The organism is Aquibacillus sediminis (assembly GCF_005870085.1).
GTDB lineage: Bacteria > Bacillota > Bacilli > Bacillales > Amphibacillaceae > Aquibacillus_E > Aquibacillus_E sediminis.
The window spans coordinates 133,385-159,357 of the sequence record NZ_SZNM01000006.1 but is presented as its reverse complement, the minus strand read 5'-3'; the positions used below and the strand labels follow the sequence as shown (position 1 = coordinate 159,357).

Genomic DNA, 25,973 nt, shown 5'->3' with positions numbered 1-25,973 from the left:
CGATTTGCCCTCTTAATGTGAACGTTACTGTTGTTTTCCTGTATATTAACGGCTAGTTTTGAGCCAAATGTGCACGTTTATTCCGTTTCCGTCTACATCTGAGAACAATTACGCTCCTAATGTGCTCGTTTCTCTCATTATCGTGCACATTAGAAACAAATTTCCCGCCTAATGTGCACGTTTATTCCGTTTCCGTCTACATCTGAGAACAATTACGCTCCTAATGTGCACGTTTCCCTCCCATTACCGTGCAGCACATTAGCAACAAATTCTTTGCTTAATATACAAAGTCCTCTCAACAGCGACTGCTAAATCCAACAATACAAAACCTAACTCCCGCTCGAGAAGTTAGGTTCGTTTTTCTATTCGTATACGTTTTAACAATGCGTTTATTTCGCCGCCTGTAATGATGATGATTCCTGATATATAAAACCAAATCATAAGGACAATTACACCGCCTAAACTGCCATACGTTGCAGAATAGTTTCCCATCGTATTAACGTAATAGGAAAAGGCGAGCGATACCAATTGCCACCCAACTGTTGCAAAAGCTGCTCCAAACGTTACATCCTTAATATGAACTTTTTTGTTTGGCGCTAACATATATAAAGCCAATAACACAATAAAAAATACAACAGAAGAGACAACCCACCGTAATGTATTCCATGCCTGTAAAAAATCTTCCGATAATCCAAAGAACGAAAATAAATAAGTACCAATCATTTTACCAAATATTGGTAGTAAAAAAGCAACTGCAATTACAACGATCATGGCAATCGTTAACACAATGGCAATTAATCTAGATAAAATAAACGACCGACTTTCTTCCACATTATATGCTGCATTAAAGGAGCGCATAATCGCATTAATCCCATTAGAGGCGGACCATAAGGTAGCGATGATCCCAATCGACAACAACCCACCATTTCGATCTTGGACAAGCTGGTCGATATTTTCATCTAATAAAGCGACAGTTTCATCTGGTGCATATCTTGAAATATACTCGATGATGTCTAGTTGTGGGATTGGTAAATAACCTACCAATGTCACCAAAAAGATTAGAAAAGGAAATAACGATAACAAAAAGAAGTAAGCTAATTGTGCCGCCATACCAAAGACATCATCATCTTGTATCCGTTTGAATAGCCGTTTAATAAACTTAAATGTCTTTTGCAACCTCTCTCCTCTCCTTTAGAGTGATGCGTCGGTTATTGTTTTGCAGGAGGTGTATCCTTCTTTTCTTCCACATCAATGGAATCTAGCAAGTCTTGCAATTGTGCCAGCATCTGCAAGGTACTATTCAGCCCTGTAGCTAATTGGTTAGACAGTTGTTGGTAACCTGCTGTCAGATCATGAAATGCGGTAGATGGATGCTTTACATAGTACGTTGTCGCATTTCCTGTTGATCTTAATTTTCCAACGACATCATTTCTCGTTTCCCTATCAAACAATGTCACTAATCCTCCAACTGCCGCACCGATGATAACACCTCTCACAAATTTTCGATTACTCATCTTTGCTCCACTCCTTCTTATAATTGATGGGTTGATTTAATATGTTGTAGTAACTGCTTGCATCCTTCTTGAACCAATTCATATGTATACTCAAAATTGTTCGTAAAATACGGATCAGGAACATTTACTTCTTGAGGTTCATCGACAAAATCCATTAATTTAGCAACGACCACTTCATTGGTTACCTGCTCAATTTGTTGCAAATCATTTATATTGTTATCATCCATCGCAATAATATAATCAAAATCACGGAAATCTTTTCTTTGAATTTGTCTTGCTTGCAATCCTTTATAGGAAATAGAGTACTGATCCAATAACCTTCTAGTACCTTGATGTGGTGGTTTCCCTACATGCCACTTGCCAATTCCAGCCGAATCAACTTTTATTTTATCCTGCAATTGTTCCTGTTCAACTAGATCACGAAAAATCGCTTCCGCCATCGGTGAGCGACAGATATTCCCTAAACATAGAAAAAGTATATTGACCATTTACATAAACACCCTTCTCATTTATTTTTCTTTTTATTATACTAAACATTATCCCCTTCGTTAACGCATATGTTTGGTTTAACTTTATATTTTTGAAATTCACCCTTGACTTTTTGTCGGAAATTTCAGAAAATTTAATTGTAATCTTTAAATAATTATTAAGGAGGGAAAAGTTTATGGGAGAAGAAAGTGCTTTGTTAGAAGTCGTGGATAAGATTAGTGGTTTCGTCTGGGGACCGCCCTTATTAATTCTTTTAGTCGGTACTGGTATTTACTTAACTATTCGGCTTGGATTTCTACAATTCAAAACATTACCCTATGCCTTAAGACTAGCGTTTAGTCCTGCCAGACAGGATAAAAATTCAAAAGGGGATATTACCCACTATCAAGCCCTAACCACAGCGATGGCCGCTACCATTGGGACAGGTAATATCGCCGGTGTCGCTACCGCAGTTGTGCTTGGTGGTCCTGGTGCTGTTTTATGGATGTGGATTACAGCACTACTCGGGATGGCTACTAAGTATGCAGAAGCCATTTTGGCAGTGAAATACCGTGTTACAAATGACAAAGGGCAAATTTCCGGTGGACCAATGTATTACTTAGAGCATGGCCTTAAAGCCAAATGGCTAGGTGTCTTATTTGCCATTTTTGGAGCATTTGCCGCATTTGGTATTGGGAACATGGTTCAATCAAATACGGTCTCCGATGTATTAGAGGCATCTTTTAATGTACCTGGCTGGGTAACTGGACTAATCCTTGCTGTTTTAGCTGCCCTCGTTATTTTAGGCGGCATTAAGAGTATTGGACGTGTAACAGCATTCTTTGTACCGATTATGGCTGCCTTTTATATTATTGGTGGACTAATTATTATGATTATTAATATTGATATTGTGCCAAGCGCTGTCGGTCTTATTTTCTCAGATGCGTTTACTGGTAGTGCTGTTGGTGGTGGTATTTTAGGTACAGTTATTCGTTATGGGGTTGCACGTGGAGTATTCTCCAATGAAGCAGGTCTTGGTTCTGCACCGATCGCAGCTGCAGCAGCTAGAACAGACTATCCTGGTCGGCAAGCATTAGTATCGATGACTCAAGTGTTTTTCGATACGATCATTGTTTGTTCAATTACTGGGATTACGCTTGTGATGGGTGGACTATATACTGAGGGATTAACTGGTGCTGAATTAACATCTGCATCATTCGGCGCATTCCTTGGTGAGACTGGAAGTTATATTGTCACGATTGGAACCATTTTCTTTGCATTTTCTACCATTGTTGGTTGGTCCTATTATGGGGAAAAATGCTTCAGTTATCTATTTAAAGATAGTTTCATTCCATACTATCGTATTCTCTTCGTTGCACTCGTCTTTTATGGCGCAGTCGAATCGTTAAATGTTATATGGGGCATGGCCGATATTATGAATGGTCTAATGGCCTTCCCGAACTTAATCGGACTACTCGGTCTATCTGGTGTTGTAGTGTCCGAAACAAACCGATTCTTGAAAGTGGCTAAAGAAGAAAAAGAACAACGCAAGAACGAAACAGCATAACTTGTAATAAAAACATCCCTCACCTTCGTGGGGGATGTTTTCATTATCGCACGCAGAAAATTGGTCTTTATTTTTCAAAGGAGGTTCATCAGCCACCTTAGGATGCGCGTCATGTATTTCTGAAGCGGAAATCTAGTTAAGAATGTAAGAGAGCATCTTCTCCAATAAGAAAAAGATGCTCTCCCGTTAATCCTTTATATGCAATTGCTCCACTTGTCCTATATGCAAGTGGTAAGTCCCTTCGCCAAAAGTCCGATCCACGGGTTGATACGGAGAATCTCCTCCTGTTTTTTCCCTATATTCCATGTCCCTGACATTCGCTTGCAAGGTAAGGTTTGCTTGTTGTTGATGATGTAACATCACTTCTTCGACTTCTTCAAAATACCAATTTGCCTGTAACTCATCCACCGAAATATGTGCATCGTTAATTCTAGACCGAACCTCTACATCGATATCCGTTGGAACAGAAACCGTGTAAGAATACCGAGAATGATCATAACGTAATCCTTGTTGCCTTGGCGCTTGAAATAAGCGAACATACAATGTATCCCCGATTTGTTGGATCGAAGCAACGTCACTTCCTTCTATATCTTCAGCTTTTAAGACATTGGAACGAAATGCACCTAAAATGGTTACTTGCTCCGTGTTATCCCCCTCTAGAGATACATCAAATTCTGAGGAGTCAATCACAATCCGTGTCACTTGTTCATCCACTTGATGTTCAACAACCGGAAGTGCTCCTTCTACTTCTTCTGCCTCCACCATTTGCTCAAACGCACCAGCAATACCAGTGGATGATACAACATAAGCCCCAACCGAAAGCACCCCAATGATACTAATCAATAAAATTGAGAAGATATCATATTTAATAATTGGTTGTTCCTGTTTTGATAAAAAGAGATAGATGAGTACCTCTATGCCCAAAACAATTAGGACAGCTGGTAACCATCCCATCGCGACCATCGCCATATCCCAGCCAATCATTTGGGAAAGCAACAACATCACACCTAAAAAAATTAACAACAGCCCCATCGATATAGAACCTACACGCCACCTTCTCATTATTTATCCCCCGTTTTCTTCTGCTTTGAACCACGAATTAGCTTGATTCCTCCGCCGATTAATAATAAACAAACAATCGAAACTTGGAAATAACGACGATAGTAATACCAAAGATCTATATTTAACGCAGCCAGTATATCGTCAGCCACGACCGGCAGTAAGACAGAATCAAATAAGTAGAATATACCTAATACGAGTAATCCAATACCGATCCATTTTTGATAATTAACTAAATAATTCACAATTGGTACATCCTCTATCTCTCCTGCCTCTACTCTACTTACTTGTTGTAAGGCATCAAAGAAACTATAAAACCAGATAATCGGAATTAAAAACAAAAAGATAGACAAATGAAGAATATCTAAAATATAAATTGACAGTAAGAAAGCTATCATTAACTGTAACCCGCGTCTTTGTAATCCTAAATACATATGACCAGCACCAGGAAAAATCGCCAATAATGTAGCCAGCATCTTACTCTTTTTCCCATCTTCGCGGAAACGTTCTAGATCATCCATAATCGTTTTATCCTCAAGCGTTTCTCCTGCCTGTTTTTTATTAAGTAATTGAATGGAATCAAATAAACTGTAAATCCAAATAATCGGTAACGCCAAAAGGAAAATTAAAAAGCCACCTTGATTGGTTACAATCGCGATAAAGAAGATCATCGTGAAAATCCCAAAAAATCCCGCAAGCAATGTTAATCCACGTTGGTTCAATCCTAGATGAAAATGCCCCACCCCAGGAATGAGTGACAATAGAATCGTAAAAAAACGTTCGTTTTGTTCGTCAGAATCATCCCCTGTAGTTGCTGTGCAATCAGCATCTATACCCGCTGCACTTACACTTGTTTGCTTGTTCGGGTTACGTGTTAACAAGGTGATCACCATATCAATCCCATTTATTCCCCAAATTAAAGCTGCAAGTAGGACAAATAAGATTGTTAGTTCTCTATAAAAAACAATAACGGAGATAAACGCCAGCGCTAATGCCCCAAAAAAGAATAAAGAATATAGAAACCCTCGCACTCTATGTCCTAAATACATATGTCCAAACCCTGGTATAAAGGCTAGGAAAAAAGCTAACAATGGTGACTTTTTCATTATTTGTACTCCCCTTTCATTTCCTCAAGTACGACATTCGTTTTTTCCATTAACTGTTCCGTTAATGACGATTTATTTTCAAGATTTGTTGTCACAGATAAGAAGTTCTGAAACACTCCTGATAACATCAATACAATCGTTAAACCTGCTGCAAGTAAATAGTGCCCGACGATCTTGTTTTGATTGGATTTTTTTGGAGTAAGGTTTAAGTGCTCAAGTTGTTCCATCGTGTCTGTCGTAAAATTTTCCGAAAGTGCAACATCCATTGGTTGCATTTCAATGACATCTAAATAAATGGTAAAACATGCTTCACATTCCTCTAGGTGCTGTTCGATTTGGTCTTGTTGCTCGAGTGACATGGTTGCTTGTACATACGCTTCTAACTCACTTTTGCTTCGATGACACATTAAAACTCCTCCTCCTTCCAATTCGCTTTCATCCATTTTCTTGCGCGATACAGACGCATTTTGACAGTCGTTTCTTCAACCTCTAACTTTTCTGCTATTTCTTTGTAGGACAATCCTTGCAAGTGAAAATAACGCACCGGTGCCTGAAGTGTTTCAGGCATGTTATCAATCGCTTTTCTTACGTTCTCTTCCCTTTCTTGATGGATGAATTGTTCCTCGGCACTCTCTCCTGGTGATTGAAAAGTTGCTTCTTTATCAAAGAAAGTCAAATCTTCCTTTTGCCGTTGCTTTTTTCGCTTGAAATCAATTGCTTTGTTTAGTGCAATCCGACTCAACCATGTTTTGAATCCTTGAGATTTGTATGAAGGGAGAGCATCCATCATTTTAATAAATGTTTCTTGTGCCAAGTCTTCCGCCTCTTTTTCATCATGAACAACACTGTATGTAACCTTAAATACATGCTGTTTGTATTTCTCAATTAAGAGCCGCAATGCTTGTTTGTTCCCTGCTCGTATTTTTTTGATTAATTGATCATCCTTGATGGTTTCTCTCCCCCCTTCGCTTTCTTTCTCTGACACAATAGACGACACCAATTTAGAAAAGTACTACAACTTTTTTAAAAATTTTTTGAAGAAATGTTCAACAGATAGATATATAAAAAAACACTTGGTCAACTAATTGAACCAAGCGTTCCTTCTTTATGATTATGGCAGCTTACTACTTTTTATCTTTCGACTGGAATAAGCAAATAACGGCTGAGAATCCGAACCAGATCAGAAAGGTGGTTCCCAGTTCCGTTATTTGCTTAAAAAGCGGTAAATTTCAAGGTGAAGCGGGCTCATATTCCGCTATTTTCCCAAAATGAGGTAAAAAAGGGCTCAAAAAGACGAATAACGGAATAAGGGACCGAACAGCCACCAAAAAGGGTCCATATCAGTTGAATAACGGAATCAGGAACCGGCTTATCATGTTAAGGCGGTTCCTGGTTCCATTAAACATTTTCAGCTCTGGAAAGTGATAAACGCTCATCATAAAATGAAACTTCACTCAGTAAGGATTTGTGCTCCTCCCCTACTGAGTGATTACTTGAACCATTCGGGGTGAAAGCGAAAGTTAACGCCCACTTAAACATCTCCGGCTCATTTGATATTTTGAAGTGGGAATCATACGGACGGTTGCACCGGGTAAAAAATATAACCTATGAAATTAACGGCTTAATACATGCTTCACTTTCATTTTTGGCTGAGTTTACGATCGTACTTACATCGTAAGCATGCAAAGGTTGATCCGGAAGACTCATCACAAACTGATGCATGTCTTGCGGGTCATGTACAATTGGCTCAATCCAATCGTCCTCTTTATCTTTTGGCAAAATAACCGGTTCACGATGGTGAATCGGCTGCATAAAGTCGTTCGCTTCTCTTGTTAAGATGGTACATGTATACATGGCTTCATCATCTTGGTCCCATTTATCCCACAGACCTGCAAACGTGAATAGCTTACGGTTTTCAAGGGAAATTCGTTTCGGTTGTTTTCCCTCTTCCGTCTTTTGCCATTCATAAAAGCTATCAGCAATAATTAAGCACCTTTTTCTAGCTAATAACCGTTTAAAACTTGGCTTCTGATGGGCCGATTCGCTTCTAGCATTGATCATTTTATAGCCAATTTTAGGATCGTTAGCCCATGACGGAACCAATCCCCACTTAAGAAATCCTGCTCGTTTTTTCTGGCCATCATGAATGACAGCTAGCACCGGTTGACCTGGTGCTACATTATACCTTGGCTGGAAATCATGAATGGGCCCTTGTAGATCATATTCATCAAGGATTTCCTTTTCACTCGCATCGATCGTAAATCGTCCACACACATGTACCACTCCTTTTAACAATTAGGATGTTCGATTTTGTTGCCTCTTTCAAGCAGACACTACTGCTGCATGTATTTGTTTAAATCCCAAATAACCGATTGATTTTCCCACTATATTTTTTAAAGGCTGGAGATTTGCTCAGGTTTCGTTTATCCATTAATAGGCGGTACTGCAATTCCTTTTCTGTAAGCTTTTTTTGATACTTTTGTTTCTCTTCTTCATCTTTACAAGCAGCAATCATATCTTTTAGACTGATTAATTCTTTGTTAAGCTTCACTTCCTCAGGTAAGTACCCTGCGTTTTTCATCATGTGATAACTCATCCGCATATCTTCTGGCATACCGGATAAATCCTCTAATTGCAGTGGCTTCCCCTTACCTTCAAGATGATCTAACTCTCCATCACGAATTGCTTGTTGAATTTTTTCCTCGGCCATTCTGCTGGCAAAATCCATGGTCATCCCCCTTAAGAGACGTAGATTTCTAACTATTAGTATAACATGATTCTGTTTACACACTCTTTTTGTACGCATTGATAATTTGATGCGCATGTGATATATGATTGTGAATTAATTAAACTAGTGAGGTACAATATTTTTCAAATATACGCAATTTATAGAAAAGCTATAAATACGCGCTACTTGAGAAAGTTTATAAATCATATTTAGGATAATATAGCTTCTATACAGATCACAACAACCCTTATTTAATCGTTAACAGAAATTTTTCCCAATCTCTTCAAAAAGGACTCCCTAAGGGAAGTGGCCATTGTTTCTAGTTGTAATAGTCGCTCGATTCGTTCCCGATCTTTCCGGTGATGGAATAGTGTTTGAAAAACATAAGCGACAGTGATGGCATTGGGATCTGTTTGTTTCAGAATTAATTCATCTGTTGGCGAAACAATTCCTTCTTGTAACACGCGAAAATAATAGCCACTAAAGCCAGTTTCTGTCACCAATGCAGGAAAATCCTTTAGTTGATGGACTTCTGCAATTTTGTAACAAGGTTGTCTTGGTTGTGAAATTTGAATTACTGCTTCTCCTAACTGAAACACATCCCCTATATGTACATCCTCTTCTGTAAGCCCTGTTATCGTAACATTTTCCCCAAAAGCCGGAATATCAAAATGCCTCTGATAATAATCTTGCCAATAACGATAATGATGATCCGCATACATCAACAATGCTTTATCTTCGCCACCGTGATTTTTCAGATCCGCCTGACCGTCTCCTTCAAAGCCAAGTTTTGATAACCATATAGGTTGATCAACAGGTGCTTTTATGAAGCCAGTCCGTAATTTTTTCTCATTTATATGGTATGTTGTCGGCTTGCCTACATTTAACGAACGAATGTGATAATTCACGTAATTCCCCCTACACTTTTTACTATTATTATATAAAATCGCTACCATTTTAAAAACTTAATGTTTACTATTTCGTTAAAAAAAGTGAGATGTTACAATGGCGTCGAATCAATTAGAAATATATATTTTGGGAGAGGATGATAGGGATGCACACAGGAAGCAAAGGTTGGTACGTTGAGGAATTAAAGAAACACGGTGTACGTTATTTCGAGGGAAGAAAAATCGAAAAATTCAAATCCCACGTACTTGCAAACCTATTAGATGAAGCCAAAAATTAAAAACACAAAAGCAGGACAATTTGTTCCTGCTTTTTTTATGCTATTCAACCTGTTTCTTCAAAGGTGGGTGTTGTCAACATAACTATAAACCCTAACGTAAATTTATCCTGCTCACTACCACCCTTGAAAAATAGAGCTATTATTCCGCTGCGGAAATACACTGCACTGATTGTGTACATTGAATTATGTAGAGTTGGATGTTTCATATAATTAAGAGTGGCTCTTCTTTTATCTCTGAATGATTATGTATACACATGTATCACTAATCAGAAAACATTCATCAGCTTAGGCAGAATACGGAGACTCCTCGAAAATAAAGTTCAATTTTCTTCGTGCTATGCATCTCTACCGTAGCGTTCCTTGTCCTGCGGGAACAGCATGAGTCCGAAGATCCCGCAGTGCGGCCTTCACGAGGAGGGTGAGGCCGTGCCCGCGGAAAGCGGAGGATTCTGCTGAAGCGATGGTATAACAGTCAATCAAATATAGTGACATCAAGCAATTTCATCAGTAGTTACGTCAGAGTTTCTATCAACTACGGCATTTAAAAATACAGCTCCCAACCAAAAATATACCGCTTCCTATTAATATTTAATTACAACTATATTACATTTATTATTTTTTATATAAATTCCATTTATTACTATGGCATAATTACCAATATATGTTTCATAATTAAGGAAATGCTATACTATAGAAGATAACTTACATCGATGGAGGAACAATCATGTTTTCAAATACAGAAATTGGAATTGACTTAGGTACCGCAAATATACTGGTATATACAAAAACAAAGAGAGTCGTTTTAAACGAACCGTCCGTAGTTGCAATAGATACTCGTACTAACCAAGTGGTTGCTGTCGGAACAGAAGCAAAAGAAATGGTCGGAAAAACACCACAAAACATTATTCCGATTCGCCCACTTAAAGATGGGGTGATTGCTGATTACGATGTGACCACACAAATGTTAAAGGCCATTTTAAAAAAAGTTAGCAAGAAAATGGGCTTATCCGTACGTAAACCAACTGTTGTTGTATGTACGCCTTCTGGAAGTACGTCTGTTGAAAGAAGAGCGATTCACAATGCGGTAAAAAGCTTCGGTGCTAAAGAGGTGCATCTAATCGAAGAACCGATTGCAGCTGCCATCGGTTCAGACTTGCCTGTGGACGAGCCAACCGCCAATGTTGTTGTTGATATTGGTGGCGGAACTAGTGAAGTTGGTATAATCTCTTTTGGCGGGGTAGTGTCATGTCACTCCGTTCGCACAGGCGGAGATAAAATGGATGAAGAAATTATTCATTTTATTCGTAAGAAATTTAACATTCTAATCGGGGAACGTACAGCTGAGAATATTAAGATGCATATTGGCTATGCGTTAATTGAGCACGAAGGAGAAGAAGTGGATGTGCGCGGGCGTGATCTTGTAACCGGACTCCCACGAACAATTACCGTAACATCCAAACAAATTCAAGAAGCACTACGTGAATCGTTAGAGTCCATTTTAGAGGCGGTTCATGCTACACTAGAGAATTGCCCACCTGAATTAAGTGGTGATATTGTAGATCATGGTGTAACCCTTACAGGCGGCGGCGCATTATTAAAAGGCATGCAAGAGTGGTTAGCCAATGAATTACACGTACCAGTTCATCTGGCTCCTAACCCACTTGAGTCTGTCGCAATTGGAACTGGACGTTCACTAAAAATGATTCATAAATTACAGAAAGCTGTAAAATAATAATGTCATACACCCGCTAAATGATGCGGGTGTATTTTTAAGAAGAACTTTTACAACCGAGGTGGATCCATGCACACAGCTGAACTAATTTCATATTTTAAAATAAAAACAGTGATTGGTACTTTACCAACACAAGTAACAAGCATCCATGATGATTCTCGTGAAGTGGAACCTGGTAGTATGTTTATTTGTACAAAAGGGTATACCGTGGACGGTCATGATTTTTACCAAGAAGCCATTCAAAAAGGGGCTTCTGTTATTGTCTCAGAAAAGTACTTGGAAGTAGATCAAGACCGTACCGCACTTGTCATTGTCAACGATACAGTTAAAGCAACCGCGCACATTAGCAATCTGTTTTACCAGTCGCCGTCTAACAAATTAGATGTCATTGGGGTGACAGGTACCAATGGAAAAACAACGGTAACGACCTTGATTCATTCGTTACTAAAAACAAGTGGAAAACAAGCTGCACTACTAGGTACAAACGGCCTACAAATAAATGATGCTATTTATAAAACGAGTAATACGACTTGTAACATGCTTACCAACCAAAAACTATTAGCGGAAGCAGTAGATAACAAGATCGACCACATGGTGATGGAAGTATCTTCACACGGTTTGGCACAGGGCAGATTATGGGGAATTAATTTCGATGTGGTTGTATTTACAAACTTAAGTCAAGATCATTTGGATTACCATCATTCAATGGAACAATACGGGTATGTGAAGGGGCTTTTATTTGCACAATTAGGACAAGATTTAATCAATGATAAATATATTGTGTTAAATCAAGATGATCAGTGGTTTTCTGTCTATAATAAATGGTCTCCTTTTGAAGTTATTTCGTATGGAATAAAGGAAGAGGCAAATTTTAAAGCAGAGGCAATCGAATACTTACAAGATAAAACTAAATTTGTACTAAAATCACCACAAGGGACTTTCCCAGTTGAAACAAGTCTATTAGGTGAATTTAATATTTATAACATATTAGCTGCTATGGCGGCCTTATTTGCTCAAGGATTGAATGTGGAACAGATGGTCAAGGACTTAAAAACAATTTCATCAATTAAAGGGCGGATGGAAAGACTAAACATTGATACTCCTGTGACCCTTTACCTTGACTATGCCCATACACCTGATGCAATTGAAAAAGCTATCCATTCAGTTTTGCCGTTTAAAACAAATAAACTTATTTTCCTTGCAGGAACTGCTGGTGAAAGAGACCGCGATAAACGGGCATTAATGGCTGAGAAAGCTTCGATTGCTGACTATGTTGTGTTGACAGTTCAAGACCCCCGCCATGAGGATCCTAATCAAATTGTAAAAGAAATGGAAAAGGGGATGAAGCACGAACATTATGCTTGTGTAGCTGATCGAAATGAAGCAATCCGACACGCCGTTCAAGTAAGTGAACCAGGTGATATCATTATTTTCGCTGGAAACGGACATGAAGATTATCAAATTATAGCAAACAAAAAAATACCGCATAGTGAGTTTGAAACGATCAAAACACAGTGCTTCAAAAAGTATCCTATAAACAATATCGTTCAATAGCGCTATAAGGATTAGCTCCCAACTGATTTTTATCGTTTTCCCTTTAACGGAATGAGGATCAGCTTTTTCCTTTGTGTCGGTTCCTGATTCCGCTATTTGTTATATCCCGGCTCTTACTAATTTGCCAACAATAGAAAAGACAAAGGGTCAGCCTATTAGAATGGGCTGACCCTTTGTCTTTTTTTAATCAAACGTTTGATTAAATATATTTCTAGTGTATTAATCAAACGTTTGATTAATTCAGTTCTATTGGGTGGTGGTAACAGACAATTTTCACTGTTCAAACGTTTAATTAAATGTCTCTAATTGCTGTCCCGACAATGAAACCAGTTAATTGATCAAACGTTTGAACAACAGGGCCTTGATGCCCTAGTTGTTGTCTAATGTAGGTATACCCCATGTAACATTACTCCAAACCACTTTTTATTTTTTTATTAAAAAAATGTTCATAATCGAAAGATAGTCACTACAACAATAACTTCAACTGGGTTAACTCTTCTTTCGATAGCGTCACACCTTTACCCATTTTTTCATGATCAGGGGCCCAATCACGTAAATCATATTTCGGATCACGGCCATTCCAACTAACTAAATTTAGTTCTTTTCTCCAACCTTTGTTGGATTCAGATAACACGCCAATATGTTCTACAATTTCATACTTTAACTCTGCCATATACTCATCCCCCTAGCTTTTTGCTATACTTATTATAATGACATATTTGGTTGAATACAAAGGAGCAAAATAATGAATCAACAATTTAACTTACGTAAAGAAGACAGAGAATACATGACAAATGAAATTAAGCAATACTTTGAACAAGAAAAAAATGAACAAATCGGTGACTTGGCTGCTACACTAATGCTTGATTTTTTCATTGATAAGCTTGCACCTACTTTTTATAACCTAGGGGTAGAAGATGCACATGCCTATTTAAATGAAAAATTAGATGATCTGTTTGAGATACAGAAAAGGTGAGGTTCACCCGAACAAACGGGTGCCTCACCTCTTTCTTAAGTATACTTTCCCATTTATATGATACTGGAGATAAAGTGAAACTTCACTGAGTGGTAGTACCACAAGGGAGACCCGCAGACCCTTGAACCATTCGGGGTGAAAGCGAAAGTTTTACTCTTACTTAAACATCTCCATTTCACTTCATGTTTTGAGTGGGCGTCTTATGGCCAGTTGCATCGAGATAAACTCATCCATTGGGATTTACCATTGAATATATATATTGGTCTCCACCCCATTTTTTCACCGTTTTCTCATAATGCATTCCAATTTTCTTAGCAACTTGAATCGATCGTTGATTCAATGGATCAATTAAAACGATAAGTGTAGGCACTTGCAAAGTTCGAAAACTATAATCAACGCAGGCTTGTGCCGCTTCTGTCGCATACCCATTTCCCCATTGTTTTCGGACAAATAGATAACCTATTTCCATTTGTACCACACCTTCGACTTTTTTCGGAACCAATCCACATTGGCCCAAAAACTGATCAGTAGCTTTATCCTCTACAATCCATAACCCAACATGGAACTTACGATAATTATTTTTATTCCACGTAATCCATCGTATTGTTTCTTCAAAATTCTTCTGCTGTGGATAATACTTCATCACCATCGGATCTTGAAAAAGTTGCAACAAATCGTTTTGATCATGCATATCCATCTCTCGCAGGCGTAACCTTTCCGTCTCCAGTACTGTTTTTGACATAAGTTCGCTCCCGTTATTTATGATTCTTTTTCCATTTCTATTAGAATACGCATAGCATAAGAAACTTTTTGTTGTCTTACCATTATCTAAAAGATTGCTGCACATAAGCTGTATTATACGACATAAAATTAATTAGTTTGTGTTCCTTTCTGTCTGATTTTAATATGTATTATACAATCGTTCCAGCAGAATACTCCGCTTTCCATGGGCGCGGTCTCAGCTAACTTGGTAAAGAAAACCACTTTACCAAGTGGATCTTCGGCTCGTGCTGTTCCCATAGGAGTCTCCGTATTCTGCCTCCACTAGATTAGGTTTTCTGGATTATTGGTAGGTGTTATACGCAATAAATTAGAAATTAGTAAATTTATTTATTGCAGTATTGTGTTACAACATGTCAATTAACAATAAAAAGGTATATTATTTGATTTTTATTAAATAATGCTCTATAAAACTTCAAAGTGCTGGAAAAAGCGTAGGAAATACACCGGAGACTCCTGTGGGACTAATGGCCTCGATGAGACCCCGCAGTGAGGGACGAACGAGGAGGCTCATCAGCCACCCACGGAAAGCGTAGGTGTATTTCCGTAGCGCTGTTCAGCAGACATCATAATTAAAAATGAAAAAGTTACCATAAAACTAATGCACATAATACAGCTTATGTGCATTAAAAAAACAACAGTTTTCACTCAAATGTCCATTCACTAAGGTTGGCAGCCGTATAGGTCGGTTGTTTTTCAACTGCTTGTAATTGTTTTGGAGTGGTTACCCCTGTATGGACAAGCAATGAATCAATTCCTGCCTGGATACCAGCTAAAATATCGGTATCATAATTGTCACCAATCATCAATGTCTCTTGTTTTTTGGTACCCAACACCTCAAGTGCTTGTTCAACAATAATAGATTCCGGTTTTCCGATAAATATAGGTTGTACGCCTGTAGTTACGGATAACACCGAAATAAGGGAGCCTGCTCCTGGAAGAAATCCTCTTTCTGTTGGTAATGCTACATCACTGTTTGTTGCTACAAAGGAGGCACCTTTACGAATATTCAACGCGCCTACAGTCAATTTTTCATAAGTAATCGCTCGATCTAGCCCCATCACGACAAAATCAGCGTCATCTTCGACAATTTCTAACCCTGCTTCTTCAATAGCTGTGATTAATCCTTCTTCACCAATTGGAAATATTCGCGCACCTGGTTTTTGGTTTGCGATATAGTTTGCTGTTGCCATACTAGTTGTAAACACGTGCTCTGTTGTTGCTGGAACATCCATACTTGTTAGGGTTTCTGCCACTTGACTAGGGCGTTTGGTTGAATTATTTGTTACAAACAAATACGGTAGCTGTCTACGTTGCAATTCTTTGACGAACGCAACGGCCTCATCAATTTTTTCTGTCCCACGATACACAGTTCCGTCCAAATCAATTAAAAATCCACGATAATTATGCACTTTTTTCCTCCTAGCTTGTCTATAAATGCCTATAATCAATTTTTTGTCCGTACTTTTCACTTGTTAATAATTGTACAAATGTTAATATATTACATAATAAACAAATTTTAAGAAAAATGAAAATACACAAACTACTTAACAATTTTACTTGTAGAAATAGTAAATCATTTTTATAATTTTATTAATACTACTTATAGTGGTATTCTAATAAGAGATGATGTAACTATTTCCAAAGATTTGTTAAGTTAATTATACAAAATTATAAAACAGACAGAAAGGTAGTTAAGTTCATGACAACAAATACCCCAAAATCGATCATTGTAATATTCGGTGCAACTGGTGATTTAGCAAACCGAAAGTTGTATCCCTCTATTTATCGACTCTACCGCAATGGAAAGATAACAGAAGACTTTGCAGTAGTCGGTGTTGCGAGAAGACCTCTTACAAATGATCAGTTCAGAGAAAACGTCAAGACTTCCATCAGCCATTTTGAAGAAGATGATCTGGACCATGACACATTTGCTGATCACTTTCATTATCACCCATTTGATGTTCAAGATATAAGCCATTACCAATCATTAAATAATTTATTAAACCATCTCGATGAAAAACATCATACCGAGGGAAATAGAATTTTCTATTTAGCAATGGCGCCTAATTTCTTTGGAACAATTGCGACAAACCTAAAAGAACAAGGTTTAACGACGACAGATGGTTGGTCAAGATTAGTTATTGAAAAACCATTCGGACATGATTTTGAATCTGCACAGGAATTAAACAATCAAATTCGCCATGCATTTACAGAAGATCAAATTTATCGAATTGACCATTATCTTGGTAAAGAAATGGTTCAAAATATTGAAGTGATACGCTTTGCTAACGCATTATTTGAGCCACTATGGAACAATCAACATATCTCTAATATTCAAATCACTTCTAGTGAGGAACTTGGTGTAGAGGATCGCGGGGGCTATTATGAATCTTCTGGTGCACTGCGTGACATGTTCCAAAACCATATGTTACAAATGCTCGCATTACTCGCAATGGAACCGCCAATTAAACTGACACCTGATGAAATCCGAAGCGAGAAGGTTAAAGTACTTCGTGCATTAAAGCCAATCAATGAAGAAGATGTCGGAGAATACTTTGTTCGCGGACAATACGATCGAGGAATTGTAAAAGGGGAAGAGCAAATTTCCTACCGTGAAGCAAAGGGTGTTGATCCCGAATCCAACACGGAAACCTTTGTTTCTGGTAAGTTAATGATTGATAATTTCCGCTGGGCTGGTGTTCCGTTCTACATTCGAACTGGTAAACGTATGAAACAGAAATCAACAGAAATTGTCGTTCAATTTAAAGACCTACCAATGAACTTATATTATGAAAACGGGGAACAGATTCACCCGAACTTGTTAGTGATTCACATTCAACCTAATGAAGGAATTGAATTACACTTAAATGCTAAAAAAGGTGATTACGGCACCACTTCAACACCAATCATGTTGAACTATAACAACAATGGTCAGGATAAAATGAATACACCCGAAGCTTATGAGGTACTTCTTTATGACTGCATGCGCGGTGATTCAACCAACTTTACGCATTGGAATGAAGTGGCACTATCTTGGAAATTTGTCGATGTTATTTCCCGTGCATGGGAAAACAATAAGGCTGAGGACTTTCCAAACTATGAATCCGGATCAAACGGCCCCAAACACTCAGATGGCTTGCTAGCAAAAGATGGCTTCCACTGGTGGGACGTTTCTAAATAATAATTAAGATGAATAAGCTATAGAGAAGAGCATTTACGTTCTTTTCTATAGCTTTATTTATTTATTAAAAACTATCAGAGAGGCGTTTCCTTTAATTGAGGTATTTGTGCATTTTGCTCCTAATGTACACGTTTCTCTCTTTTTCGTGCACATCTGAGACTCTTTCGGCTCTTAATGTGCACGTTTCTTCCTTTTTCGTGCACATCTAAGGCTCTTTTGGATCCTAATGTACACGTTTCTCTCTTTTTCATGTACATCTAAGACTCTTTCAGCTCTTAATGTGCATGTTTCTCCTTTTTTCGTGCACATCTGAGGCTCTTTTGGATCCTAATGTGCACGTTTCTTCCTTTTTCGTGCACATCTAAGGCTCTTTTGGCTCCTAATGTACACGTTTCTCTCTTTTTCATGTACATCTAAGGCTCTTTCGGCTCTTAATGTGCACGTTTCTCCTTTTTTCGTGCACATCTGAGACTCTTTTGACTCCTAATGTGCACGTTTCTTCCTTTTTTCGTGCACATCTGAGACTCTTTTGACTCCTAATGTGCACGTTTCTACCTTTTTCGTGCACATCTAAGGCTCTTTTAGCTCCTAATGTACACGTTTCTACCTTTTTCGTGCACATCTAAGGCTCTTTTAGCTCCTAATGTACACGTTTCTACCTTTTTCGTGCACAGCTGAGGCTCTTTTAGCTCCTAATGTGCACGTTTCTACCTTTTTCGTGCACAGCTGAGGCTCTTTTAGCTCCTAATGTGCACGTTTCTCTCTTTTTCGTGTACATCTGAGGCCATTTCAGCTCCTAATATGCACAATCTTTGCGTTTTCATCAACATCTGACACGTTTTTCACTTCTAATATGCACGTTTCCCCCATATTTAAAGTGATTTCTTGTTAAATATCCACTTCGTTTCGTACGAATTAGAAAAGCCAATCCGCTATCAGCGAATTGGCTTTTCGTTCAAATACTCATACAGTTTTATTTTAACCATTCAGTATGGAAAGTACCTTCTTTATCAACACGTTGATACGTGTGAGCACCGAAGTAGTCACGTTGTGCTTGTAAAAGGTTTGCAGGCAACGTTTCTGTTCTGTAGCTATCAAAGTAAGCTAACGCACTTGAAAACGCTGGTACTGGAATACCTTTTTCAATTGCTAGTGACAATACTTTACGTAGGGAAGCCTGATAGCTTTCCACAATCTCTTGGAAATATGGGTCAAGTAGCAAGTTCGTTAAACCTGGCTCACGGTCATACGCCTCTTTAATTTTTTGTAAGAACTGCGCACGGATGATACAACCACCACGGAAGATCATCGCTATATCCCCATAGCGTAAGTTCCAATCATATTCTTCAGATGCTTGACGCATTTGCGCAAAACCTTGTGCATAAGAAACGATCTTACTCATGTACAACGCTTGGCGAATCGCTTCAATTAATTCTGCTTTATCTCCATCAAAAGATGTTGATTCCGCAGATGGTCCGCGAAGAATCTTGCTTGCTTTCACTCGTTCTTCTTTCATCGCGGATATGAAGCGTGCAAAAACAGATTCCGTGATAACTGGTAGTGGCACACCTAAATCAAGCGCACTTTGACTTGTCCATTTCCCAGTACCTTTTTGACCAGCTGTATCCAAGATGACATCAATCATTGGTTTACCAGTCTCATCATCCTTCTTAGTGAAAATATCTGCCGTAATCTCAATTAAGTAACTATCAAGTTCCCCTTGATTCCACTCAGCAAACACTTCATGAAGTTCCTCTGTACTTAAACCGAGCACATGTTTCATAATGAAATATGCTTCACAAATTAGCTGCATATCTCCATATTCGATTCCGTTATGTACCATTTTCACATAATGCCCAGCACCATCTGGACCAATATATGTCGTACATGCTTCGTCATCTACTTGAGCTGCAATTGACTTAAAGATAGGTGCTACTAAATCGTACGCTTCTTTTTGGCCACCAGGCATGATTGAAGGACCTTTTAACGCGCCTTCTTCCCCACCAGATACACCAGTACCGATAAAGTGGATGCCAGACTTTTCTAACTCTTTATTCCGGCGAATCGTATCTTCATAGAACGTATTACCGCCATCGATTAAAACATCGCCTTCATCTAATAAAGGTTTTAATTGTTCAATCGTTGCATCTGTTGGTGCACCTGCTTTTACCATTAGCATAATTTTTCTAGGCTTCTCTAATGAGTTAACAAAATCCTCAATTGTTTCTGCCCCGTAGAAATTCTTACCTTCTGCTTCATTTTTCAGGAATGCTTCTGTTTTCTCGTAAGAACGATTAAAAACTGAAACTGAATTTCCTCTGCTTTCAATATTTAGAGCTAGGTTTTTCCCCATTACTGCTAACCCTATTACACCAATTTGTTGCTGTGCCATGTACATCGCTCCTTATCAACTACTTTTTTTTACACATACCCCTATCATACCCTTAATTGTCGCTTTATAGCAACTTATGTATATTCTCGCTGAAACATGTTGGCATTATGATAGACATACGAAAAACCTTTTTTAATACGTTAATACAATCTAGCCTATCATTCAAGTAAAACTACAAGATCCAATGTTCAATTGCTCGAGCTACACCTGCTTGATCATTTGTTGTGGTTATCCAGTCAGCTGCCTGTTTCACCTGTTCCTGTGCATTGCCCATGGCGATCCCTAACCCTGCTTCTTCAATCATTTTAATATCATTAAGACTATCGCCCATGGTGATAACTTGATCCATCGAGATCCCTAACTCCCCACACACTTTCTCAATCGCCCTCGCTTTATTAATACCAACCGCATTCACTTCAATATTCGTAGGGCTCGAATTACTTAACTCAATTTTGTCGTTTTTGGAAAGTTCCTCCATTACAGTTGACCGTAAATCAGGGTCTTCAATATTAAACCCAAATTTGAGCCAATCATGCGCACCCAAATCATCAGGTATTTCTCCGCGCCACACTTGTTTAGTCGAGGACATCCATGACCATGCCTTATGTTTCTTTTGCAAATCAACAAGAATCTTCATGACCTCAAGATCGATCAGTTGTCGATCAACCAATTCACCAGAGGTTGTCCAAATTTCACTTCCGTTCACTGTTATTAAATAGGATGAAAGGCCAAGAGACTCAGCGAACGGATGAGTTGTCATATAATGTCTACCAGTGGATAAGATAACTTCTACCCCATTTTTCCGCGCTTGTTCTATCGCCCTTCGATTCTCCCTTGGTATCTCTTGCTTATGATCCAATAAAGTGCCATCCATATCTAATGCAATTAACCGATACGTTGATGTACTCTTCAACTATATACTCCTTTCATGACAGCCTCTAATTTTAATCTTCCTTGTTACTCACTTGTTGTAAACTATACCAAAAAATGTCAGAATAAACCAATTATTATTTGCTGGTTAAACTTGGATAGCCACAAACATTGACAGACCAACAAATTGGTGAGATAATTACTATTCTACTTCGCCATAGAAGTAACTTGAAATAAAGCAATGTCCGAATTTGAATACCATTGCTTCTTAAATTACTAAATAGATAAATAATAGACTGGCGTTCTGCTATTTTAAAATAAAGTGAAACTTCAATCAGTGGGGGTTTTTGTCCTCCCCACTGATTGTTAGTTGAACGAATCGGGGGTGTTAGCGTCCGTTTACTCCCACTTAAACACCTTCATGTTTCGAAGTGGGAGTCTTACCGGACGGTTGCACCGGGATAAAACTTTTGATTTGTAGCAAGACTTATTCACACTGGATCGACTTCGGAGTCGTAAGGATGTAAGAGAGGCAGGGCTTACGTCGTTTAGGTTAACAAATAATAAGGTAGAATTTTTACCGCGGCATACTAGTAATGAAATAAGAATATAACAAGTTACACTTTAAAGGGCACCGATTAGCGGTAGCCCTTTTTTCTATTTGGTTGGATTGATGATAAACAACATCACACTCTTATCAAGCGCAAAATCCCAATCAACAAAAATATCAATGACTTTTGTTCCTAAAATTTCTTCAAAGTGGGTGTTATTATGTAATAACCCTTTTTCTAATCTACGTTTTGCCAGTTTCAACTGTTCCTCAAGACCATCCCGGATTAATTCTTTCTCGATCCTGACAAGAATTCCATTTCGAATAAATAACAACGTTCTGTTATTTAGTTGATAAGAGATCAATTCTTCAGGTTCCTTTTGTGCGACAGTGCTAAGACGGGCAATTTCTTTCTCCATCTCTACTTGATGAGGATAGCTGCCGTTAATTTTCTTATCGTGATCGTTTTCATCTGTACAGACACACGTAAACATAGCTGATTTATTATGAACACCCCAATCATAATAAAATTCATTCACTTTCATTCCTGTTATATGATAGATATTTGCCTTTATTTCTGGCGCAAGTGAATTGATCACCAAATCTCTCGTTTCGATCATCCGTTCCGTTTTATTTTGGCTAACTAATATGCTCTCAGGTGGGGTGATAAAATTTCTTATATATATCGTGATAAATGTCGAATAAATCGAACAATGAACAAACTCTGGTCCCTTGCCAAAATTATCACGTAGAAATTTACTAATGTACGTGCTTAATTCCGCTGTTACTTTTTCCATATCTTAATACACACTCCTTCCGCAATTAGCACCATAGAAGCCCATCTTCCGTTATAAGCATGAACAACCAGCGCTAAGATAAGGATAATTCAACATCAGACGCTCATCCTTAGTATAGATCAATATGGATTCAAATATAGATGAATGCCAATTTAAATGAAATTCGAATTTATAGGTAGTATTTCCTATTCCCAACATCGAACCACCTATATTTCGTAACGAAACTAACTGGGCGCCTCAACCTATTCTTAGTGTATGTACAAGTTTTTTCAAAAATGGTAGTATTTCCCACTATGAATAAATTTTAGTAACACTTATACTTAAAGTTGGTGAAGGGATAGAACGCCATTCACTAAAAAGGAGATCGTTAGACCTTGTATTTTTTAAGTGATGAGTTATTAGTAGAAGCATTTATAAAGGCTATAACTCTAGGATACAACGAAGATTTTATCCACTTATTAGAAGCAGAAATAAAGTCTAGAGATATAAGCATAATTGAGGTTTTAAATCGAAGTTAATATGGGTAATAAATGAATAGATACAAACTAGTAAAGGATGGAACTGTCCCTTCATCCTTTCTTATATTTTAACTATTTCGGAATCGTGATACCTCGATTTATTAACTCTTTTTTCAATAGATGGATAAAATCCTGTTCTAGATTTAATTCCTTGGCCTTTTTAAAAGCATCTACCAATTTGTGATCAGATAAACATTCATACATGACACTCACCCTTTTAAGAAAGAATCCCCTTCTTTTTTAGAAGGGACACGTAATTAAAGATATCAAAATTATATTTTATCAAAGATTATCTTGTGTGACTATTTATAGTATTCCAAAAAATTCAAAAAAATATTTTAAGTATCTTCGCATTTGATCGAAATGAGAGTATAGTTTATTAGAGGTGAAACAGGATGGCCCAAAAAGAGTTAGCCAGCATTATTGGTGAACGCTTACGTTTACTTAGAAAAAAAAGAGGACTTAGCCAAGAAGAATTGGCTCATTTGTCGTGTTTACATCCTACCTATATTGGTCAACTGGAGAGAGGCGAAAAAAACGCTACGTTAAATACAATCGAAAAAGTGACCTCCGCTTTGGAAATTTCTATTGAAGAATTATTTCAGTTTCAAGATCCTAACAATTCTCAACACGAATTAGAAATCCTTCAACAGTTAGAAATGGTAGATGCCGAAGACCGTGCAACCATCTTAAAAATCATTGATGTCTTAATAGAATGGAAAAAGCGCACTTCAAATAAAAGTCTCACATAACCCCCTCAAACATAGCAAAAAATAGTCTTCCTTTTTTGTCAATGATGCAAGTATCATCAATAATGTCCTAAGACACATTTTAGAAAAATGTGTCTTTTTTTATTGCCAATTCTAAAGACTCTCGGTTGATCAGTTTCAAAGTTCTGCTGAATCTAACGTGATAACCTCTCTATCGGGTGATTCACTTCATAATTTCCACCGATTCTACCGTGATAACACATTTTCTCACTAACGAACGCTCCATTCTGATCACTTAATAACAAAACTTTTTTAAATCATTGATTTATATCAACTTTTTAAAATCAAAAGTATATTATACTAAACGGAAATAGTCTCTAAAACTTTACGAAGAAGAATGAGGTGTGTTCTCTTGCTATCTTTTAGAAATAAACAAAACAAAATTCAACCATTAAGTAACGATTCCGAAACCATTGATGGTGTGAGTGACAGAATCAATCAAATGTTAAAATTATTGCAAATAACGGAAAAAGATATCGAACATCTTCATAAAATCGATCCACTCATGGAACAATGTGCACCTGAAATCGCTGATCGACATTTCCAAATGATCATGAAAATTCCAGAAATTCGACAAATAATGGAACAAAATTCAAATTACCAACGATACGTCGAGGCGATTACCACCTATTTCAAACAACTTACTAAACCTACCCTCTCAAAGGAATATGTCATGTACCGAAAAAAGATTGGCAGAATCCATAGTAAAATTGGGTTAACAGATGAGTGGTTTATCGGTTCATACATAAGGGTTTACGAATACTTACTTCCACATATTATCAAGCAATATCGGAACTCACCTAGGGACCTTACTAACATCATTCTGTCACTCATACGAATCATTAGCTTTGATACCTTAGTTGTGATTGGATCGACGCAAGAAGCAAATGATTACCAACTCGTCCATAATATTAGTAAAGTGATGGAATATATCACTGGAGCCGATAAAATGAAGTTACTGTTAGACAGTGTTGACTCAACCATTGAAGAAACATCAAGTGTCAGTGCAGCTTCACAACAGTTAAGTGCCGCGATTGAACAAGTTTCTGAACATGCGATTAAGGCTGCTAAAAATGCAGAAAAAATGATGGACGAAGCAAAAGATGGCCAAAAAGTAATTGAGGGAACATTAAATGATTTTATCAAAATTGCGGAAGAATTCACCGATACAAAAGATAAAATTGATCATTTAATGGAGCAGATTTCCAGTACTAATCAAGTCATTACGTTTATCAAAAATATTGCGGAAGAAACAAATCTATTAGCATTGAACGCAAGTATTGAAGCTGCCCGTGCTGGTGAAGATGGCAAAGGGTTTGCAGTTGTGGCCGAAGAGGTTCGCAAGCTAGCAGAACAAACCAAAACCTATGTCGATCAAGCAACATCAACAATTGAACAAATTCAAACAAATTCAAATGAGGTGGCAGACAATGCAAACTACATGGCTAACACGATCCACCAACGGGTTGGATATGCAAAACAATCGATTGAAACAATGAATACTATTACACGCCATATTAATGAGGTTGGGGAATCAATCCATACGATCGCAACGATTTCTCAAGAAGAAGCAGCTGCAACCCAAGACATTACCACTCGTATGGGAAATGTCCATCAACATACAGAGGATATAAAACTTCATGCAAAAGAAACAGGGCAGTCCATTTATGAAGTGAGTTCGGAAGTTGATGATTTGCGTCAAAACACGATCCAAACGATACCAGAATTAACACCAGAACAATTAATACGTGTTGTTCAAACCGAACATGCGCTCTATCAATGGTGGGCCTATAACGCACTACTAGGCTATCATTCTATCGATGATTTGCATGCCGATCATGAGACTTGTCGCTTCGGTACATGGTATGAAGAAATGAAGGGCAGTTCCCTTGCTTCCTTACCAACTTTCCAAGCGCTTGAACAGCCGCACCAAGCGTTTCACCAACTAGTTGAGCACGTTAAACAAACGGCCCAATCATCAAACTCTCAGCAATCTGAACAACTGTTTGGCCAATTAAACACGAAAACGAACGAAATCATTCAACTACTTGAGAAACTGCAAACAGAAGTGCTGCCATACAGATAATAACGAGCGACCATGCAGAAAGAGGAACCTCCAACGCGTGCACTACGTCAGCAGTTCCTCTTTCTTTACCATCTACTTTCTCTTGTAATCGCTAAAGGACCCTATCACTTAATCGAGTATTAGCCTCAACCAATCC

26 protein-coding genes are annotated in these 25,973 nt (G+C 37.9%); 9 read left to right on the top strand and 17 right to left on the bottom strand.

The window, feature by feature from the left end; translation table 11 throughout:
- Positions 1-348: 348 nt before the first annotated feature.
- From FCI53_RS08945 to FCI53_RS08935, 3 genes are read right to left on the bottom strand one after another with little or no spacing between them, the layout of a single operon-like run.
- The gene (locus tag FCI53_RS08945) at positions 349-1,176 is read right to left on the bottom strand and encodes a YihY/virulence factor BrkB family protein (protein ID WP_138417977.1); all 828 of its coding nucleotides are present in this window, start codon (positions 1,174-1,176) and stop codon (positions 349-351) included.
- Positions 1,177-1,208: 32 nt separating this feature from the next.
- Positions 1,209-1,514 carry a YtxH domain-containing protein gene (locus FCI53_RS08940; protein ID WP_138417975.1) on the bottom strand — a complete coding sequence of 102 codons (306 nt, stop codon included), beginning with the start codon at positions 1,512-1,514 and terminating at the stop codon, positions 1,209-1,211.
- Between the two features lie 17 nt (positions 1,515-1,531).
- On the bottom strand, positions 1,532-2,002 hold the full coding sequence (locus FCI53_RS08935) for a low molecular weight protein-tyrosine-phosphatase (protein WP_138417973.1): 471 nt from the start codon (positions 2,000-2,002) through the stop codon (positions 1,532-1,534).
- A 176-nt stretch (positions 2,003-2,178) separates the two neighbouring features.
- Between FCI53_RS08935 and FCI53_RS08930 the strand changes: the two genes are divergently transcribed.
- Complete coding sequence (locus FCI53_RS08930; RefSeq protein ID WP_246050057.1) at positions 2,179-3,549, top strand: alanine/glycine:cation symporter family protein; 1,371 nt, start codon at positions 2,179-2,181, stop codon at positions 3,547-3,549.
- Positions 3,550-3,735: 186 nt separating this feature from the next.
- Here FCI53_RS08930 and FCI53_RS08925 read toward each other — a convergent pair whose 3' ends face one another.
- The 7 genes from FCI53_RS08925 to FCI53_RS08895 all read right to left on the bottom strand — a co-directional run bounded on the left by FCI53_RS08925 (position 3,736) and on the right by FCI53_RS08895 (position 9,350).
- A complete protein-coding gene (locus tag FCI53_RS08925; protein ID WP_138417971.1) occupies positions 3,736-4,611 on the bottom strand; it encodes a hypothetical protein in 876 nt (291 codons plus the stop codon).
- Entirely contained in the window at positions 4,611-5,714 is a 1,104-nt protein-coding gene (locus tag FCI53_RS08920; protein ID WP_138417969.1) for a hypothetical protein, read from the bottom strand. Before FCI53_RS08920 ends, FCI53_RS08925 begins: the two co-directional genes overlap by 1 nt.
- The gene (locus tag FCI53_RS08915; RefSeq protein ID WP_171038117.1) at positions 5,714-6,121 is read right to left on the bottom strand and encodes a zf-HC2 domain-containing protein; all 408 of its coding nucleotides are present in this window, start codon (positions 6,119-6,121) and stop codon (positions 5,714-5,716) included. The genes FCI53_RS08920 and FCI53_RS08915 overlap by 1 nt, the downstream gene beginning before the upstream one ends.
- Entirely contained in the window at positions 6,121-6,699 is a 579-nt protein-coding gene (locus FCI53_RS08910) for an RNA polymerase sigma factor (RefSeq protein ID WP_171038116.1), read from the bottom strand. Before FCI53_RS08910 ends, FCI53_RS08915 begins: the two co-directional genes overlap by 1 nt.
- Before the next feature lie 620 nt (positions 6,700-7,319).
- Positions 7,320-7,988 (bottom strand): SOS response-associated peptidase, encoded by a 669-nt coding sequence (locus tag FCI53_RS08905; RefSeq protein ID WP_138417963.1) that lies wholly within the window; start codon positions 7,986-7,988, stop codon positions 7,320-7,322.
- A 79-nt stretch (positions 7,989-8,067) separates the two neighbouring features.
- Positions 8,068-8,442, bottom strand: coding sequence for a DnaJ family domain-containing protein (locus FCI53_RS08900; RefSeq protein WP_138417961.1), 375 nt, complete (start codon positions 8,440-8,442; stop codon positions 8,068-8,070).
- Positions 8,443-8,693: 251 nt separating this feature from the next.
- Positions 8,694-9,350, bottom strand: a complete 657-nt coding sequence (locus tag FCI53_RS08895) for an MOSC domain-containing protein (protein ID WP_138417959.1) — start codon at positions 9,348-9,350, stop codon at positions 8,694-8,696.
- A 146-nt stretch (positions 9,351-9,496) separates the two neighbouring features.
- On the opposite strand from FCI53_RS08895, the gene FCI53_RS08890 reads away from it, so the two are divergent.
- The 3 genes from FCI53_RS08890 (at position 9,497) to FCI53_RS08880 (ending at position 12,914) form a co-directional block, all read left to right on the top strand.
- Positions 9,497-9,628, top strand: coding sequence for a YflJ family protein (locus FCI53_RS08890; RefSeq protein WP_138417957.1), 132 nt, complete (start codon positions 9,497-9,499; stop codon positions 9,626-9,628).
- A gap of 724 nt (positions 9,629-10,352) precedes the next feature.
- Positions 10,353-11,360 carry a rod-share determining protein MreBH gene (mreBH, locus tag FCI53_RS08885; RefSeq protein WP_138417955.1) on the top strand — a complete coding sequence of 336 codons (1,008 nt, stop codon included), beginning with the start codon at positions 10,353-10,355 and terminating at the stop codon, positions 11,358-11,360.
- 69 nt (positions 11,361-11,429) lie between these two features.
- A complete protein-coding gene (locus FCI53_RS08880) occupies positions 11,430-12,914 on the top strand; it encodes a UDP-N-acetylmuramoyl-L-alanyl-D-glutamate--2,6-diaminopimelate ligase (protein WP_138417953.1) in 1,485 nt (494 codons plus the stop codon).
- 466 nt (positions 12,915-13,380) lie between these two features.
- Here the strand turns inward: FCI53_RS08880 and FCI53_RS08875 are convergent, their stop codons facing one another.
- The gene (locus tag FCI53_RS08875) at positions 13,381-13,587 is read right to left on the bottom strand and encodes a YdbC family protein (protein WP_138417951.1); all 207 of its coding nucleotides are present in this window, start codon (positions 13,585-13,587) and stop codon (positions 13,381-13,383) included.
- Between the two features lie 72 nt (positions 13,588-13,659).
- Here FCI53_RS08875 and FCI53_RS08870 point away from each other — a divergent pair, with 72 nt between their 5' ends.
- Positions 13,660-13,890: a DUF2164 domain-containing protein gene (locus FCI53_RS08870; RefSeq protein ID WP_138417949.1), complete on the top strand. Its 231-nt coding sequence runs from the start codon at positions 13,660-13,662 to the stop codon at positions 13,888-13,890.
- Positions 13,891-14,116: 226 nt separating this feature from the next.
- On the opposite strand, the gene FCI53_RS08865 is transcribed toward FCI53_RS08870, so the two are convergent.
- On the bottom strand, positions 14,117-14,632 hold the full coding sequence (locus FCI53_RS08865; protein ID WP_138417947.1) for a GNAT family N-acetyltransferase: 516 nt from the start codon (positions 14,630-14,632) through the stop codon (positions 14,117-14,119).
- 682 nt (positions 14,633-15,314) lie between these two features.
- Positions 15,315-16,082: a TIGR01457 family HAD-type hydrolase gene (locus FCI53_RS08860; RefSeq protein ID WP_138417945.1), complete on the bottom strand. Its 768-nt coding sequence runs from the start codon at positions 16,080-16,082 to the stop codon at positions 15,315-15,317.
- Between the two features lie 290 nt (positions 16,083-16,372).
- On the opposite strand from FCI53_RS08860, the gene zwf reads away from it, so the two are divergent.
- Complete coding sequence (zwf, locus tag FCI53_RS08855) at positions 16,373-17,854, top strand: glucose-6-phosphate dehydrogenase (RefSeq protein WP_138417943.1); 1,482 nt, start codon at positions 16,373-16,375, stop codon at positions 17,852-17,854.
- Positions 17,855-18,827: 973 nt separating this feature from the next.
- Here the strand turns inward: zwf and gndA are convergent.
- The 3 genes from gndA to FCI53_RS08840 all read right to left on the bottom strand — a co-directional run bounded on the left by gndA (position 18,828) and on the right by FCI53_RS08840 (position 22,463).
- Positions 18,828-20,246, bottom strand: coding sequence for an NADP-dependent phosphogluconate dehydrogenase (gene gndA, locus FCI53_RS08850; RefSeq protein ID WP_138417941.1), 1,419 nt, complete (start codon positions 20,244-20,246; stop codon positions 18,828-18,830).
- A gap of 172 nt (positions 20,247-20,418) precedes the next feature.
- Positions 20,419-21,159: a Cof-type HAD-IIB family hydrolase gene (locus tag FCI53_RS08845; RefSeq protein ID WP_281279517.1), complete on the bottom strand. Its 741-nt coding sequence runs from the start codon at positions 21,157-21,159 to the stop codon at positions 20,419-20,421.
- Between the two features lie 614 nt (positions 21,160-21,773).
- The gene (locus FCI53_RS08840; RefSeq protein ID WP_138417939.1) at positions 21,774-22,463 is read right to left on the bottom strand and encodes a Na-translocating system protein MpsC family protein; all 690 of its coding nucleotides are present in this window, start codon (positions 22,461-22,463) and stop codon (positions 21,774-21,776) included.
- A 374-nt stretch (positions 22,464-22,837) separates the two neighbouring features.
- Between FCI53_RS08840 and sda (FCI53_RS08835) the strand changes: the two genes are divergently transcribed.
- Positions 22,838-22,981, top strand: coding sequence for a sporulation histidine kinase inhibitor Sda (gene sda, locus FCI53_RS08835; RefSeq protein WP_138417937.1), 144 nt, complete (start codon positions 22,838-22,840; stop codon positions 22,979-22,981).
- A gap of 72 nt (positions 22,982-23,053) precedes the next feature.
- Here the strand turns inward: sda (FCI53_RS08835) and sda (FCI53_RS08830) are convergent, their stop codons facing one another.
- Complete coding sequence (sda, locus tag FCI53_RS08830) at positions 23,054-23,185, bottom strand: sporulation histidine kinase inhibitor Sda (RefSeq protein ID WP_138417935.1); 132 nt, start codon at positions 23,183-23,185, stop codon at positions 23,054-23,056.
- A gap of 191 nt (positions 23,186-23,376) precedes the next feature.
- Here sda (FCI53_RS08830) and FCI53_RS08825 point away from each other — a divergent pair, with 191 nt between their 5' ends.
- Positions 23,377-23,733: a helix-turn-helix domain-containing protein gene (locus tag FCI53_RS08825; RefSeq protein ID WP_138417933.1), complete on the top strand. Its 357-nt coding sequence runs from the start codon at positions 23,377-23,379 to the stop codon at positions 23,731-23,733.
- Positions 23,734-24,103: 370 nt separating this feature from the next.
- Complete coding sequence (locus FCI53_RS08820) at positions 24,104-25,837, top strand: methyl-accepting chemotaxis protein (protein ID WP_171038115.1); 1,734 nt, start codon at positions 24,104-24,106, stop codon at positions 25,835-25,837.
- The last annotated feature ends 136 nt before the right edge of the window (positions 25,838-25,973 follow it).

What these genes read in the sequence shown, in the direction of transcription:
- FCI53_RS08940 (WP_138417975.1), bottom strand. Translation starts at nt 1,514, where the DNA reads ATGAGTAATCGAAAATTTGTGAGAGGTGTTATCATCGGTGCGGCAGTT.
- FCI53_RS08935 (WP_138417973.1), bottom strand. Translation starts at nt 2,002, where the DNA reads ATGGTCAATATACTTTTTCTATGTTTAGGGAATATCTGTCGCTCACCG.
- FCI53_RS08930 (WP_246050057.1), top strand. Translation starts at nt 2,179, where the DNA reads ATGGGAGAAGAAAGTGCTTTGTTAGAAGTCGTGGATAAGATTAGTGGT.
- FCI53_RS08925 (WP_138417971.1), bottom strand. Translation starts at nt 4,611, where the DNA reads ATGAGAAGGTGGCGTGTAGGTTCTATATCGATGGGGCTGTTGTTAATT.
- FCI53_RS08920 (WP_138417969.1), bottom strand. Translation starts at nt 5,714, where the DNA reads ATGAAAAAGTCACCATTGTTAGCTTTTTTCCTAGCCTTTATACCAGGG.
- FCI53_RS08915 (WP_171038117.1), bottom strand. Translation starts at nt 6,121, where the DNA reads ATGTGTCATCGAAGCAAAAGTGAGTTAGAAGCGTATGTACAAGCAACC.
- FCI53_RS08900 (WP_138417961.1), bottom strand. Translation starts at nt 8,442, where the DNA reads ATGGATTTTGCCAGCAGAATGGCCGAGGAAAAAATTCAACAAGCAATT.
- FCI53_RS08890 (WP_138417957.1), top strand. Translation starts at nt 9,497, where the DNA reads ATGCACACAGGAAGCAAAGGTTGGTACGTTGAGGAATTAAAGAAACAC.
- mreBH (WP_138417955.1), top strand. Translation starts at nt 10,353, where the DNA reads ATGTTTTCAAATACAGAAATTGGAATTGACTTAGGTACCGCAAATATA.
- FCI53_RS08880 (WP_138417953.1), top strand. Translation starts at nt 11,430, where the DNA reads ATGCACACAGCTGAACTAATTTCATATTTTAAAATAAAAACAGTGATT.
- FCI53_RS08875 (WP_138417951.1), bottom strand. Translation starts at nt 13,587, where the DNA reads ATGGCAGAGTTAAAGTATGAAATTGTAGAACATATTGGCGTGTTATCT.
- FCI53_RS08870 (WP_138417949.1), top strand. Translation starts at nt 13,660, where the DNA reads ATGAATCAACAATTTAACTTACGTAAAGAAGACAGAGAATACATGACA.
- FCI53_RS08865 (WP_138417947.1), bottom strand. Translation starts at nt 14,632, where the DNA reads ATGTCAAAAACAGTACTGGAGACGGAAAGGTTACGCCTGCGAGAGATG.
- zwf (WP_138417943.1), top strand. Translation starts at nt 16,373, where the DNA reads ATGACAACAAATACCCCAAAATCGATCATTGTAATATTCGGTGCAACT.
- gndA (WP_138417941.1), bottom strand. Translation starts at nt 20,246, where the DNA reads ATGGCACAGCAACAAATTGGTGTAATAGGGTTAGCAGTAATGGGGAAA.
- FCI53_RS08840 (WP_138417939.1), bottom strand. Translation starts at nt 22,463, where the DNA reads ATGGAAAAAGTAACAGCGGAATTAAGCACGTACATTAGTAAATTTCTA.
- sda (WP_138417935.1), bottom strand. Translation starts at nt 23,185, where the DNA reads ATGTATGAATGTTTATCTGATCACAAATTGGTAGATGCTTTTAAAAAG.
- FCI53_RS08825 (WP_138417933.1), top strand. Translation starts at nt 23,377, where the DNA reads ATGGCCCAAAAAGAGTTAGCCAGCATTATTGGTGAACGCTTACGTTTA.